Source organism: Escherichia sp. 20412-1, assembly GCF_003027595.1.
GTDB lineage: Bacteria > Pseudomonadota > Gammaproteobacteria > Enterobacterales > Enterobacteriaceae > Escherichia > Escherichia marmotae.
The window spans coordinates 1-14,661 of record NZ_PYQM01000062.1; the positions used below are offsets into that span (position 1 = coordinate 1).

Genomic DNA, 14,661 nt, shown 5'->3' on the forward strand with positions numbered 1-14,661 from the left:
CGATATCCAGCAGGCGAAAGATTATGCGCCCAGCCATTTCCTGCTCTATGTACGGTATTCCGCCGCCGGATGGCAGGGCGACATGGATTTACCGCCGCAGCCGCTGATACCTTACGCCGACTGGTAAGTTTTCAGATAGCGCCTCTCTTAATGCCGCTGCGATCGGGTATACTCGGGCGGCAATCTGGGATTTCCGGGGGGAGACAATTTGCGCGTTAGTCGCTCGTTAACAATTAAGCAGATGGCAATGGTGGCGGCCGTTGTCATGGTATTCGTTTTTGTTTTTTGCACTGTTTTGCTGTTTCATCTGGTACAGCAGAACCGCTATAACACGGCTACGCAACTGGAAAGCATTGCTCGCTCTGTCCGCGAACCCTTATCTTCCGCCATTTTGAAAGGTGATATTCCGCAGGCGGAAGCTATTCTTGCCAGCATAAAACCGGCGGGTGTGGTCAGCCGCGCCGATGTTGTATTACCTAACCAGTTCCAGGCGCTACGTAAAAGTTTTATTCCAGAGCGCCCGGTGCCAGTGATGTTCACCCGATTGTTTGAGTTACCGGTACAAATCTCGCTGGGCGTCTACTCGCTGGAGCGTCCGGCCACCCCGCAGCCGATTGCCTATCTGGTGTTACAGGCAGATTCCTTCCGCATGTACAAGTTCGTGATGAGCACCGTCTCTACGTTAGTGACCATTTACTTACTTTTGTCACTCATCCTGACGGTGGCGATTAGCTGGTGCATTAACCGACTGATATTACATCCTTTACGTAATATTGCTCGCGAACTAAACGCCATTCCACCGCAAGAGATTGTTGGTCATCAACTGGCCTTGCCGCGTCTGCATCAGGACGACGAAATCGGTATGCTGGTGCGCAGTTACAACCTTAATCAGCAATTGTTGCAGCGCCATTATGAAGAACAGTGCGAAAATGCGATGCGCTTCCCGGTGTCGGATTTGCCAAACAAAGCCTTGCTGATGGAGATGCTGGAGCAGGTGGTTGCACGTAAACAAACCACCGCACTGATGATCATCACTTGTGAAACGCTGCGTGATACCGCAGGCGTGCTGAAAGAGGCGCAGCGGGAAATCCTGCTACTGACGCTGGTGGAGAAAATCAAATCTGTGCTGTCGCCACGCATGATCCTCGCACAGGTCAGCGGCTATGACTTCGCTGTTATCGCCAACGGCGTACAGGAGCCGTGGCACGCCATCACATTAGGTCAGCAAGTGCTTACTATCATGAGCGAGCGTTTGCCAATTGAACGTATTCAACTGCGTCCACACTGTAGCATTGGTGTGGCGATGTTCTATGGCGATCTTACTGCCGAACAACTTTATGGTCGTGCTATTTCAGCGGCGTTTACTGCTCGTCATAAAGGGAAGAATCAAATTCAGTTCTATGATCCGCAGCAGATGGAAGAAGCTCAACAGCGGCTGACGGAAGAGAGCGATATCCTTAATGCACTGGAAAATCATCAGTTTGCTATTTGGTTGCAGCCACAGGTGGAGATGACCAGTGGCAAATTAGTCAGTGCGGAAGTGTTGTTGCGTATCCAGCAACCGGATGGTAGTTGGGAATTGCCGGATGGGCTAATCGATCGAATTGAGTCCTGTGGACTGATGGTTACCGTTGGTCATTGGGTGCTGGAGGAGTCCTGTCGGCTGCTTGCCGCCTGGCAAGAGCGCGGCATTATGCTGCCGTTGTCGGTGAACCTCTCGGCGCTACAGCTTATGCACCCGAATATGGTGCCGGATATGCTGGAGTTGTTAACCCGCTATCGCATTCAGCCGGGAACGCTGATTCTGGAAGTGACAGAGAGTCGACGTATTGATGACCCGCAAGCGGCGGTGGCGATCCTCCGTCCGCTGCGAAATGCCGGAGTACAGGTGGCACTGGATGATTTCGGCATGGGTTACGCAGGGCTACGTCAGTTGCAGCATATGAAATCGTTGCCAATAGACGTGCTGAAAATCGACAAAATGTTCGTTGAAGGCTTGCCAGAAGATAGCAGCATGATTACCGCAATTATCATGCTGGCGCAAAGTCTGAACCTACAAATGATTGCCGAAGGCGTGGAGACTGAAGCGCAACGCGACTGGCTGGCAAAAGCGGGCGTGGGTATTGCCCAGGGCTTCCTTTTTGCACGGCCACTCCCCATTGAAATCTTCGAAGAGAGTTACCTGGAAGATAAATAACTACCCCAAACTGATTACAAAACTTTAAAAAGTGCTGGTTTGTGCGAGCCAGCTCAAACTTTTTAACCTTTTTGTTTCAATTATGATCCAGGTACATTTCTGTGATGTTGTCTGGGTGTTATTTTAAGGCCGCAGGTACACCATAACCTTACAAGACCTGTGGTTTTACTAAAGGACACCCTATGAAGACCTCTCTGTTTAAAAGCCTTTACTTTCAGGTCCTGACAGCGATAGCCATTGGTATTCTCCTTGGCCATTTCTATCCTGAAATAGGCGAGCAAATGAAACCGCTTGGCGACGGATTCGTTAAGCTCATTAAGATGATCATCGCTCCCGTCATCTTTTGTACTGTCGTAACTGGCATTGCGGGCATGGAAAGCATGAAGGCGGTCGGTCGTACCGGCGCTGTCGCACTGCTTTACTTTGAAGTTGTCAGTACCATCGCGCTGATTATTGGTCTTATCATCGTTAACGTCGTGCAGCCTGGTGCCGGAATGAACGTCGATCCGGCAAGTCTTGATGCGAAAGCGGTCGCGGTTTACGCCGCGCAGGCGAAAGATCAGGGCATTGTCGCCTTCATTATGGATGTCATCCCGGCGAGTGTTATTGGCGCATTTGCCAGCGGTAACATCCTGCAGGTGCTGTTGTTTGCCGTCCTGTTTGGTTTTGCGCTCCATCGTTTGGGTAGCAAAGGCCAACTGATTTTTAACGTTATCGAAAGTTTCTCGCAGGTCATCTTCGGCATTATCAATATGATCATGCGCCTGGCACCCATTGGTGCGTTTGGGGCGATGGCGTTTACTATCGGTAAATACGGCGTCGGCACACTGGTGCAACTGGGGCAGCTCATTATCTGCTTCTACATCACCTGTATCCTGTTTGTGGTGCTGGTACTGGGTTCAATCGCTAAAGCGACCGGTTTCAGTATCTTCAAATTTATCCGTTATATCCGTGAAGAATTGCTGATTGTTCTGGGGACGTCTTCTTCCGAGTCAGCGCTGCCGCGTATGCTCGACAAGATGGAGAAACTCGGTTGCCGGAAATCGGTGGTGGGGTTGGTTATCCCAACAGGCTACTCGTTTAATCTTGACGGAACATCGATATACTTGACGATGGCGGCGGTGTTTATCGCCCAGGCCACCAACAGTGAGATGGATATCGTCCACCAAATCACGCTGTTAGTTGTGTTGCTGCTTTCTTCCAAAGGGGCGGCAGGGGTAACGGGCAGTGGCTTTATCGTGCTGGCGGCGACGCTTTCAGCCGTGGGTCATTTACCGGTGGCTGGTCTGGCGCTGATCCTCGGCATCGACCGCTTTATGTCGGAAGCTCGTGCGCTGACTAATCTTGTCGGTAATGGTGTCGCAACCATCGTGGTAGCGAAGTGGGTTAAAGAACTGGACCACAAAAAACTGGATGATGTGCTGAATAATCGTGCGCCGGATGGCAAAACGCACGAATTATCCTCTTAATCTCACTACTTATGCCCGCACTCCCTTCCCCGAGTGCGGGTGTTTGCGCATAATTGACCCCTGTGCCCGAACTGACCCCCTGGGTGAGTTCGGGTTTATTTCACTTCCTCCGTGACATTTTCATGTTCTTGCGGTCTAACACGAAGTGTTTTTAACGTCATTCAGACTGACCGACAACGGGCAGTCTTTTATTACCAGGATAGTTGATCAGGGGTTCACATGCAGGGCACAAAAATTCGACTTTTAGCGGGCGGTTTGCTGGTGATGGCCACTGCTGGCTATGTGCAGGCAGATGCGCTCCAGCCTGATCCAGCATGGCAACAGGGGACGCTCTCCAACGGTTTACAGTGGCAAGTGCTGACCACGCCTCAGCGTCCCAGCGATCGTGTTGAAATTCGCCTGCTGGTTAATACCGGTTCGCTCGCTGAAAGTACACAACAGAGCGGTTACAGCCACGCTATTCCTCGTATTGCGCTAACGCAAAGCGGTGGCCTGGAAGCAGCACAGGCACGTTCATTGTGGCAACAGGGGATCGACCCTAAGCGTCCAATGCCGCCGGTGATCGTCTCTTATGACACCACGCTGTTTAATCTTAGTTTGCCAAATAACCGTAACGACCTGCTGAAAGAAGCGCTCTCTTATCTGGCGAATACGACCGGCAAGCCGACCATCACGCCAGAAACGGTAAACCATGCGTTGCAAAGCCAGGACATGGTGGCAACCTGGCCAGCCGACACCAAAGAAGGCTGGTGGCGCTATCGTTTGAAAGGATCTACCTTGCTAGGTCACGATCCTGCTGATTCGCTGAAACAACCCGTTGAGGCGGCGAAAATTAAAGATTTCTACCAGAAATGGTACACCCCAGATGCTATGACGCTGCTGGTGGTGGGTAATGTTGATGCGCGCTCGGTTGTCGACCAAATCAACAAAACCTTTGGCGAATTGAAAGGCAAACGTGAAACACCGGCACCAGTGCCGACGCTTTCTCCGCTGCGCGCCGAAGCGGTAAGCATTATGACTGACGCAGTGCGTCAGGACCGGTTATCCATTATGTGGGATACGCCGTGGCAGCCGATTCGTGAGTCAGCGGCGCTCCTGCGCTACTGGCGTGCTGATCTGGCCCGTGAGGCGCTGTTCTGGCATGTTCAGCAAGCACTAAGCGCCAATAACAGCAAAGATATCGGCCTCGGTTTTGACTGCCGTGTGCTGTATCAGCGTGCGCAATGTGCCATCAACATCGAGTCGCCAAACGACAAACTGAACAGCAACCTGAATCTGGTTGCGCGTGAACTGGCGAAAGTTCGTGATAAAGGCCTGCCAGAAGAAGAGTTCAACGCTCTGGTTGCGCAAAAGAAACTGGAGTTACAGAAACTGTTTGCTGCTTATGCGCGAGCTGATACCGATATTCTGATGGGGCAGCGGATGCGTTCACTGCAAAATCAGGTCGTCGATATCGCGCCAGAGCAATATCAGAAACTGCGTCAGGATTTTCTTAACAGCCTGACGGTAGAAATGTTAAATCAGGATCTGCGTCAGCAGTTGTCGAACGACATGGCATTAATTCTGCTGCAGCCGAAAGGTGAGCCGGAATTTAACATGAAAGGATTGCAGGCCGCCTGGGATCAAATCATGGCACCATCTACTGCGGCTGCCGCCACATCTGTAGCCGCAGATGATGTGCATCCTGAAGTGACGGATATTCCACCCGCACAGTAATGCCTGATGGTGATGAGTTAGCACAACCATCAGGCATTTATGGAAGAGCTGGATAGAGGAGTAACACTTTATCCAGCCTTTTGCATATGCTGCTTTTACGCTGGCATCGCCTCACGCGGGATAATCGCGCCGCGATACTGAATCACGGTGCTGGCAGTCAAATGCCCGCGTTTTGCCGCTTCTTCTGCACTGCCGCCGGTAAGGCGTACCGCCAAATAACCGGCGCTGAAAGAGTCGCCCGCAGCGGTGGTGTCGATCACTTTTTCTTTCGGCAGTTTTACCGCCGGAACGTCCACTAACCCTTCGCCCACAATGGACACCAGGCAAGAATCTGCGCCGCGTTTCACCACCACTTCTTTCACGCCCGCGTTATGGGTACGCGCAATGACGTCTTCCACCGGCTGTTGACCCCACAGCGCATCTTCATCATCCAGCGTCAGGAAAGCGATGTCCGTGCATTCCAGCATTTGCTGGTAGACCTGCTGCGTCTCTTCTTTGCTGGCCCACAGGCGTGGACGGTAGTTATTGTCGAAAATTACTTTCCCGCCATTGGCGCGGCATTCGCGCAGCAGAGAAAGCAGTTTTTCGCGACTGGTGGGGCTTAAGATCGCCAGGCTAATGCCGCTCAGATAGAGATAATCAAAATTCGCCAGTTCTGCACAAATCGCCGCCGATTGCTCGCTCTCCAGCCAGAATTTGGCCGCGGCTTCGTTACGCCAGTAGTAGAAAGTCCGTTCGCCGGTGCTGTCGGTTTCAATGTAATAAAGACCCGGCAGACGGTTTTCCATCCGTTGGGTCAGGGAAGTATCGACGTTCTCTCCGTGCCAGGCGTCCAGCATCTGCTGACTAAAACTGTCCGTTCCCAGCGCCGTTACGTAATGAACGGTTAATGCCGCAGGATCGACCTGACGAGCGATGTAGACGGAAGTGTTCAGGGTATCGCCGCCGAAACCGCGCTTAACGTCTGCGCCTTTCTCGGAAAGCTCAATCATGCATTCGCCAATCACGGCAATCTTTTTGGACATAGTCGTGAACCTGATCTGTAAAAAATTAGCGTTAGTTTGCGCTGCGGTGGTTTGTTGGTCAACTATATTAAAACACTGTTCCATTATTTTTTTGAGCCAGAACGTATTCCTGAGAAATTCCGTCGTTGCGCGGGCAAATTAACTCCTCTCTGGCGGTAAAGTTCTGCCGTAGCGCGCCGATAATATTTGTCGAGTCCGGCCAGTATCACTTTTAAACACAGGACATCTTCGATGATAAGGCAGGTTATCCAGCGAATAAGCAACCCTGAAGCAAGCATCGAGAGCTTGCAGGAACGGCGTTTTTGGTTGCAATGTGAGCGAGCTTACACCTGGCAGCCGATTTACCAGACTTCCGGGCGATTGATGGCCGTGGAGCTTTTAACGGTTGTCACGCATCCCGATAATCCTTTGCAACGACTGCCGCCAGATCGTTATTTTGCCGAAATCACCGTCAGGCATCGGATGGATGTGGTGAAAGAACAGATTGATTTACTAGCGAAAAAAGCCGCGTTCTTTGCTGAGCACGGTCTGCTGGCATCGGTTAATATTGATGGTCCTACACTTCTCGCCCTGCGTCAGCGGCCGGAGATTTTACGCCAGATTGACCGTCTTCCCTGGCTGCGCTTTGAACTGGTGGAACACATCCGCCTGCCGAAAGATTCAACATTTGCCTCAATGTGCGAATTTGGCCCGCTGTGGCTGGATGATTTTGGCACCGGGATGGCAAACTTTTCTGCGCTAAGTGAAGTGCGTTATGACTACATCAAAATCGCTCGCGAGTTGTTTGTGATGCTGCGCCAGTCGCCGGAAGGCCGCACGCTCTTTTCCCAGCTTTTGCATTTGATGAACCGCTACTGCCGCGGCGTGATTGTCGAAGGTGTCGAGACTGAGGAAGAATGGGGCGATGTGCAAAATTCTCCCGCATTCGCTGCACAAGGCTGGTTTCTTTCGCGCCCTGCGCCGATAGAAACGCTGGATTCAGTGGCGCTGGCTCTGTAAGCCGCCTCATTTTTCGCCTGGCTGGACTATCTTTAGGACTGGCACAGGAAGAACATGAGGAAGCGAACTATGAGCAAGGCAGGCAAAATAACCGCTGCGATTTCAGGGGCTTTCTTGTTGTTGGTCGTCGTGGCGATCATTTTGATTGCGACTTTTGACTGGAATCGTCTCAAACCGACCATCAACCAGAAAGTCTCTGCGGAATTGAATCGCCCCTTCGCTATTCGTGGCGATCTGGGCGTGGTGTGGGAGCGGCAAAAACAAGAAACCGGCTGGCGTAGCTGGGTGCCGTGGCCTCATGTGCACGCAGAAGACATCATTCTCGGCAACCCGCCGGATATTCCCGAAGTAACGATGGTGCATTTGCCGCGCGTAGAAGCGACGCTGGCTCCGCTGGCGCTGCTGACCAAAACGGTCTGGTTGCCGTGGATCAAGCTGGAAAAGCCTGATGCGCGCCTGATTCGCCTCTCTGAAAAGAACAACAACTGGACGTTCAACCTCGGCAACGATGACAACAAAGACGCGAATGCAAAACCGTCGGCGTGGTCGTTTCGGCTGGATAATATTCTGTTCGATCAAGGGCGGATCGCTATTGATGATAAAGTAAGCAAAGCGGATCTGGAGATTTTTGTTGATCCGTTAGGCAAGCCGTTGCCGTTCAGCGAAGTGACCGGATCGAAAGGTAAAACGGATCAAGAAAAGGTGGGCGATTACGTTTTTGGCCTGAAAGCACAAGGGCGCTATAACGGCGAACCACTCATGGGGACGGGTAAAATTGGCGGTATGCTAGCGCTGCGTGGTGAAGGGACACCGTTTCCGGTGCAGGCTGATTTTCGCTCCGGTAACACCCGTGTCGCTTTTGATGGCGTGGTGAATGACCCAATGAAAATGGGCGGCGTCGATTTACGGCTTAAATTTTCTGGCGATTCGCTGGGTGATCTCTACGAACTGACCGGCGTTCTGTTGCCCGATACGCCGCCGTTTGAAACCGATGGCCGACTGGTAGCGAAAATCGACACTGAAAAATCGTCGGTCTTTGATTATCGCGGCTTTAACGGGCGCATTGGTGATAGCGATATTCACGGTTCTCTGGTCTACACCACCGGCAAACCACGACCAAAACTGGAAGGTGACGTCGAGTCGCGGCAGTTACGGCTGGCAGATCTGGGGCCGTTGATTGGCGTTGATTCCGGGAAAGGTGCGGAAAAGTCGAAACGGTCTGAACAGAAGAAGGGCGAAAAGAATGTTCAGCCTGCGGGCAAAGTGCTGCCATATGACCGCTTCGAAACCGATAAATGGGATGCGATGGATGCCGATGTCCGTTTTAAAGGTCGGCGCATTGAGCATGGCAGCAGTCTGCCGATTAGCGATCTTTCTACCCATATCATCCTCAAAAACGCCGACCTGCGCCTGCAACCGCTGAAATTTGGCATGGCGGGCGGCAGTATTGCGGCGAACATTCATCTGGAAGGGGATAAAAAACCGATGCAGGGTCGGGCGGATATTCAGGCTCGTCGGCTGAAACTGAAAGCGTTGATGCCGGATGTGGCGCTGATGCAGAAAACACTGGGTGAAATGAACGGCGATGCTGAACTACGCGGTAGCGGCAACTCGGTGGCGGCGCTGCTGGGAAATAGTAATGGCAACCTGAAACTGTTGATGAATGACGGGCTGGTGAGCCGTAACCTGATGGAGATTGTCGGCTTGAACGTCGGTAACTACATTGTCGGTGCGATTTTTGGTGATGACGAGGTGCGGGTGAACTGCGCGGCGGCGAATCTGGATATTGCCAACGGCGTGGCGCGTCCGCAGATTTTTGCTTTCGATACTGAGAATGCGTTGATTAATGTTACCGGCACGGCAAGTTTTGCTTCGGAGCAACTGGATTTAACTGTCGATCCAGAGAGCAAAGGTATTCGGATTATCACGCTGCGTTCGCCGCTGTATGTCCGCGGAACGTTCAAAAATCCGCAGGCAGGGGTGAAAGCAGGGTCGTTGATTGCCCGTGGTGCTGTTGCGGCAGCACTGGCAACGCTGGTGACACCTGCGGCGGCATTACTGGCGTTGATATCACCTTCAGAAGGTGAAGCTAATCAGTGCCGGATGATTTTGTCGCAGATGAAGAAGTGATGATAATTGCCGGATGTCTGGCATCCGGCAATTAAACAGATTTAGATTGTTGGCAAAGTGTGCTTTGTTCATGCCGGATGCGGCGTGAACGCCTTATCCGGCCTACTAATCCTTGCGAATTCAATACATTGTATGGAAATTCAGGCCTGATAAGCGTAGCGCATCAGGCTTTTCACTCTTATTACAACGACTGATGTCGCGTCTCATGCGTCAGCAGCAGAGCGATTAGCGTCAAGCCGGCCATCGCCGCCAGATATAACCCTACCGCACCTAACCCGTAGTGAGTCTGCAGCCAGGCCGCGATATACGGTGCAACGGAAGCCCCGAGAATCGACGATACGTTGTAAGAGAATGATGCTCCGGTGTAACGCACTTCCGTTGGGAACAGCTCTGGCAACAGCGCGCCCATTGGCCCGAAGGTCAGCCCCATCAGACTTAACCCCAGCAGCAGGAAGGCAAAAACCAGAATCGGGTTGCCAGAACCGAGCAGCGGGTTAAAGGCGAACAGTGCGAACAGGATGATCAGTGTGGTGATGATTACCATGCTTTTACGACGACCAAAGGCATCAGCCAGCAATCCGGCTACCGGCACCATCACGCCAAAACCGATTACTGCCATCATCAGCATCCACAGCACTTCATTGCGCGGCAGGCCAAGCCCGACTGGCGCGGCGGCGGTACTGAAGGTCATTGAATAGACGGTCATGATGTAAAACAGCGTATAGGTCGCCAGCATGATAAAGGTGCCGAGTACCGTAACGCGTACGTGTTTGGTCAGCAGCGTACCCAGCGGGATCTTCACCTGCTTTTTCGCTTTAGCGACTTTCTCAAACACCGGCGACTCATGCAGCGACACGCGAACATACAGGCCGATAATCACCAGCACCGCCGAGAAGATAAACGGCACGCGCCAGCCCCAGCTCATAAACTGCTCGTCGGTTAGCAGCCAGGAAAGCAGCAGGAAAGTGCCGTTGGCAAAGAAGAAGCCAATCGGTGCGCCCAACTGCGGGAAGGAGCCATACAGCGCACGTTTACGCGGCGGCGCATTTTCGGTCGCCAGCAGCGCTGCGCCGCCCCATTCACCGCCTAATCCCAGGCCCTGACCAAATCGAGCCAGCGCCAGCAGCAGCGGGGCGAAAATACCAATCGTTGCGTAGCCAGGCAGCAGGCCGATGACCACCGTCGAAATTCCCATCGTTAGCAAAGAGGCGACCAGCGTCGCTTTACGCCCAACGCGATCGCCAAAATGACCAAACACGGCAGAGCCGATGGGGCGCGCGACGAAAGCGATAGCGAAGGTCGCGAGCGACTGTAGTGTCGCCGCCGCCGGATCGCCCTGCGGGAAGAAGATATGCGGGAATACAATAACGGCCGCAGTGGCGTAAATGTAGAAGTCGAAAAACTCAATGGCCGTGCCAATGAGGGAGGCGACAAGGACTTTATTACGCGAATTGATCGGCGTGTATTCTTGCTCGTTGTCGAGTGTTGTGGCTGTTGCTTGCATAATCTTTTCTTATTTTTTGTCTAACGAATAGCCATATTACGCACAGCAAAAGTGATATTTCAATGTGTAACAAACCACGAAAACGACTAAAAACCAGGCAAAAAGGGGATAATGTTTAGGCTGGTGATTTTTCTTCTATGAAATGCTTCACATAATTTCATAAATAGTCGATAAAACTGGTTTTAGGTTAAATAAAAGTTACCAACTGGATTTATATGCTGGGCTTATGAGTTGGCATGAAATTGTTTGCTCCTGAAGCGATACTGAAAAGGCGCAGGGGGAAGAGTTTCAGGAGGTTATGTGCACGTTATAGCCGGATGCGATGCTGGAGCATCTTACCCGGCCAGGGGGGAGCCAGACCGAATAAATTCGTAGGCCGGATAAAGCGTTTGCGCCGCATCCGGCATATTTTAATGTTGTGTTTTACCCGGCATTCGCGGGTCATCTTTGTACTCGGCGGTGGCAATCCACGCCGCGCAAAACAGCGTCAGACGGGCGAAGAAGTAGAAAAATGCCATCAGCCCCAGCACGGAACCAAAGGCTGCGCCGGAGGGGGATTTCATCAGCGATGGCAGGGTGTAGGTCATCACAATTTTAATCACTTCAAAACCAATAGCTGCGATGAATGTCCCGCGAATTAGCGCCTTTTTCCGTGGGCGGTGACGCGGCAGCCGCCAGAAGATCCAGAAGAAAAGCAGATAGTTGGCGAAGATGGAAATCGCCAGGCCAATCAATCGCCACGTCGGTTTCAGCCACTCAATGCTATTAAGGTGTAATGCGCTAATAATCATTTGCTGCGCAGAACCGGCAACGGAGGTGATTGAGAGCGTCACAATCAGCGCAATCAACAAGCCAATCAGCGAAATAAAATCACGCAGATATTTAACCCAGAATTTTTCTTGATCTTGCGGCGAACGTTCCCAGACATCACGCGACTGGGCGCGAATCGCTTCACGTAAATTGCCCATCCAGTTGATGCCGGAATAAAGTGCCACCGCCAGGCCAACAAGACCTACGGTAGTACGCTGCTGAACAGCGGTGTTGATGGTGTTTTTCAACGTGGCGGCAAGCGTTGGATCGCTGATGTTTTGCAGAATTTTGTCGAAGATATCCTGTAACAGCATCGGATGCGAAGCCAGCACAAAACCCCCAGCGGCAAACGACACCATCAAAATCGGGATCATCGACAAAAACGAGAAATAGGTGATCGCTGCGCCAAACTGATTACCCAGTCGATCGTTAAAGCGTTCAGTCGCGCGAATCAGGTGCGCGATGATCGGTTGGCGTTGGACTTTTTCGGCGGTGGTGGTGACAGTTTCCAGCACCTGGCTGACTTTGCCGCCTTTATCGCTATTATCCAGATGCTTAATCGGCTCATGCTCCAGATCCTGGGTGGGACGTTTGATCTCGTTTTCCTGCGTCATCCGCTCTTTAGTCCTTCAGTCGTTGTCTGTCTTAAAAAGTATAGTCGGTCAGTCCAGGTGCTCTTTCATTACGCCTGCGACCCACTGCATAAACAGGTTTACACGGCGGGAAAGCTCCCGACGCTGAGGGTAAACCAGGGAAATGGAGAGTGGAGCGGCGCGATAGCTGGGCAACACTTCAATAAGCCGTCCGGCGCGCAGGGCTTCGCGCACGGCGATGCGGGGGATCTGAATAATCCCCAGCCCCGCCAGACCGGCGGCGAGATAGGTTTCGCTACTGTTTACCGTCAACATGCCGCCGGACTTAAACCACTGGACGCCATGACCACTGGCAACCTCAAAACCCAATGGGTGCACGCCCAGATGTGGCGTGTAATGCACTACCGCGTGTGAAGTCAGATCGTCGGGATTTTGCGGATAACCAAAGCGCGTCAGATAGTGCGGACTGGCACAGTTGACCATCGTCAGTTTGCCGAGTGGACGGGTGATGAGTCCATCGTCGGGTAACGTACCTGTGCGAACCACACAATCAAAGCCATCATGAAGAATATCTACCTGACGGTCGCTGCTACTTAATTCGAGTTCAATACCCGGATACTGATACAGAAAATCGGGTAACCGCGGCAGCAACAAATTTTTCGCCATTCCGACCGGGATATCGACGCGCAATTTACCGCTGATGCTGGTGGTATCCTGCAAAAACAGGCCGTCCAGTTCGTTGAGATTACTCAACACATCTTTCGCCCGTTGATAATAGGTCATACCATCCGGCGTCAGTTGTACCCGCCGCGTGGTACGCTGGAGGAGCTGGGTGCCAAGCTGGTTTTCCAGTGCCTGGATTTGACGCGAGACGCTACCTTTCGGCAGAGCAAAGAAATCTGCCGCGCGGGAAAAACTTTCCAGCTCCGCGACTTTGATGAACAACTGCATTGCGTGAATTTTATCCATTTCTTTGACCGATTGTTGTTCACAGCGAAACAGTAACGCGCATATCGCATTATTTATTGTTTTTTCTAACATCTAATGCATGATTTCACAACGGTGCAACGCAGAAAGTGAGGATATTTTAGAGAATAAAGGGTGGATTAGCGTTCCCTGAATAGAGAAATAACCAGCAGAAGGTCATAATTTTGACTCATTTCATAAAATGCACAAACAGCGTATTGCGGATTAGTGCGCAATCTAATCATTTTCTTTAACCGTAGACGTTATTAAAACGAGCGATAAATCTACTTTAATTGCCTGAATGCGGCGCAAAATATAAGGAATTCCTTAAGAATTTTTTAAATAGTGCCCTCGACATGTAATTTCGGGCATTTAGCTGTAACTATTTATATCGGTAACTATTTTCTACGTTTCATCTCTGTAGAATGGCCACCGCCAAATGGCGAATTCTTATTTTGTCTCTCGGGTAATACCCTTCCACTACTTAAGTCTTTTTAACGTATTCAGGTGGAGATTCAGTAATGCAAATAATCATGTTTGACAGGCAGTCAATATTTATTCATGGAATGAAAATCAGTTTACAACAGCGTATTCCAGGGGTAGGTATTCAGGGCGTCAGTCAGGCAGATGAGCTATGGCAAAGACTTGAAAGCTATCCCGAAGCCTTAGTGATGTTGGATGGCGATCAAGACGGTGAATTTTGCCAGTGGTTATTGCAAAAAACCGTGGTGCAATTTCCTGATATTAAAGTGTTAATCACGGCGACGGATTGCAACAAACGATGGTTGCAGGAGGTTATCCACTTTAATGTGATGGCCATTGTGCCGCGTGATTCAACCGTTGAGACGTTCGTATTGGCGGTAAACAGTGCGGTGATGGGCATGATGTTTCTGCCCGGCGACTGGCGAACAGCGCCGGAAAAAGAGTCGAAAGATCTCGCATCATTAAGCGCCCGCCAGCGGGAAATTTTAACCATGCTGGCGGCAGGCGAATCGAATAAAGAGATTGGCCGGGCGTTAAATATCAGCACCGGAACGGTAAAGGCGCATCTGGAATCGCTTTATCGACGTCTGGAAGTGAAAAACCGAACCCAGGCGGCAATGATGTTAAATATCTCCTCCTGAAGTAATGCCAGTCAGTTAAGCAACTGACTGGCTCTTTTTCGGGGCTGTGGGGTATTTCCAGGGCCTCTCCTTTACCACTCTCGGGAAGGCCCTTTCCCTTCTTGTCGGTAATTTCACAAGTTGTCCCA

11 protein-coding genes and 1 pseudogene are annotated in these 14,661 nt (G+C 51.5%); 7 read left to right on the plus strand and 5 right to left on the minus strand.

The window, feature by feature from the left end:
* The 4 genes and pseudogenes from C7B16_RS25695 to C7B16_RS22625 form a co-directional block, all read left to right on the plus strand.
* A pseudogene (locus C7B16_RS25695) lies at nt 1-127 on the plus strand (cellulose synthase); the annotation flags it as partial.
* Between the two features lie 81 nt (nt 128-208).
* Nucleotides 209-2,197, plus strand: coding sequence for a biofilm formation regulator HmsP (hmsP, locus tag C7B16_RS22605; RefSeq protein ID WP_001266370.1), 1,989 nt, complete (start codon nt 209-211; stop codon nt 2,195-2,197).
* 182 nt (nt 2,198-2,379) lie between these two features.
* Complete coding sequence (dctA, locus tag C7B16_RS22615; protein WP_000858222.1) at nt 2,380-3,666, plus strand: C4-dicarboxylate transporter DctC; 1,287 nt, start codon at nt 2,380-2,382, stop codon at nt 3,664-3,666.
* A gap of 219 nt (nt 3,667-3,885) precedes the next feature.
* Nucleotides 3,886-5,382, plus strand: a complete 1,497-nt coding sequence (locus C7B16_RS22625) for a M16 family metallopeptidase (RefSeq protein ID WP_107180182.1) — start codon at nt 3,886-3,888, stop codon at nt 5,380-5,382.
* 95 nt (nt 5,383-5,477) lie between these two features.
* Here the strand turns inward: C7B16_RS22625 and kdgK are convergent, their stop codons facing one another.
* Nucleotides 5,478-6,407, minus strand: coding sequence for a 2-dehydro-3-deoxygluconokinase (gene kdgK / locus C7B16_RS22630; RefSeq protein WP_001517301.1), 930 nt, complete (start codon nt 6,405-6,407; stop codon nt 5,478-5,480).
* Nucleotides 6,408-6,638: 231 nt separating this feature from the next.
* Here kdgK and pdeH point away from each other — a divergent pair, with 231 nt between their 5' ends.
* On the plus strand, nt 6,639-7,406 hold the full coding sequence (pdeH, locus tag C7B16_RS22640; RefSeq protein WP_000621117.1) for a cyclic-guanylate-specific phosphodiesterase: 768 nt from the start codon (nt 6,639-6,641) through the stop codon (nt 7,404-7,406).
* 69 nt (nt 7,407-7,475) lie between these two features.
* Nucleotides 7,476-9,536 (plus strand): AsmA family protein, encoded by a 2,061-nt coding sequence (locus C7B16_RS22645; protein WP_107180183.1) that lies wholly within the window; start codon nt 7,476-7,478, stop codon nt 9,534-9,536.
* A gap of 181 nt (nt 9,537-9,717) precedes the next feature.
* Here the strand turns inward: C7B16_RS22645 and C7B16_RS22650 are convergent, their stop codons facing one another.
* The 3 genes from C7B16_RS22650 to C7B16_RS22660 form a co-directional block, all read right to left on the minus strand.
* Nucleotides 9,718-11,040 carry an MFS transporter gene (locus C7B16_RS22650; protein WP_001149022.1) on the minus strand — a complete coding sequence of 441 codons (1,323 nt, stop codon included), beginning with the start codon at nt 11,038-11,040 and terminating at the stop codon, nt 9,718-9,720.
* A gap of 410 nt (nt 11,041-11,450) precedes the next feature.
* Nucleotides 11,451-12,464: an inner membrane protein YhjD gene (gene yhjD, locus C7B16_RS22655; RefSeq protein WP_000191245.1), complete on the minus strand. Its 1,014-nt coding sequence runs from the start codon at nt 12,462-12,464 to the stop codon at nt 11,451-11,453.
* A gap of 48 nt (nt 12,465-12,512) precedes the next feature.
* On the minus strand, nt 12,513-13,412 hold the full coding sequence (locus C7B16_RS22660; RefSeq protein ID WP_032159445.1) for a LysR family transcriptional regulator: 900 nt from the start codon (nt 13,410-13,412) through the stop codon (nt 12,513-12,515).
* Nucleotides 13,413-13,930: 518 nt separating this feature from the next.
* Between C7B16_RS22660 and C7B16_RS22665 the strand changes: the two genes are divergently transcribed.
* Nucleotides 13,931-14,533: a helix-turn-helix transcriptional regulator gene (locus tag C7B16_RS22665; protein WP_001165765.1), complete on the plus strand. Its 603-nt coding sequence runs from the start codon at nt 13,931-13,933 to the stop codon at nt 14,531-14,533.
* A 15-nt stretch (nt 14,534-14,548) separates the two neighbouring features.
* Here C7B16_RS22665 and C7B16_RS25485 read toward each other — a convergent pair.
* Nucleotides 14,549-14,661, minus strand: a 113-nt coding sequence (locus tag C7B16_RS25485) for a hypothetical protein (protein ID WP_223363118.1), incomplete at its 5' end; no start/stop codon positions are given.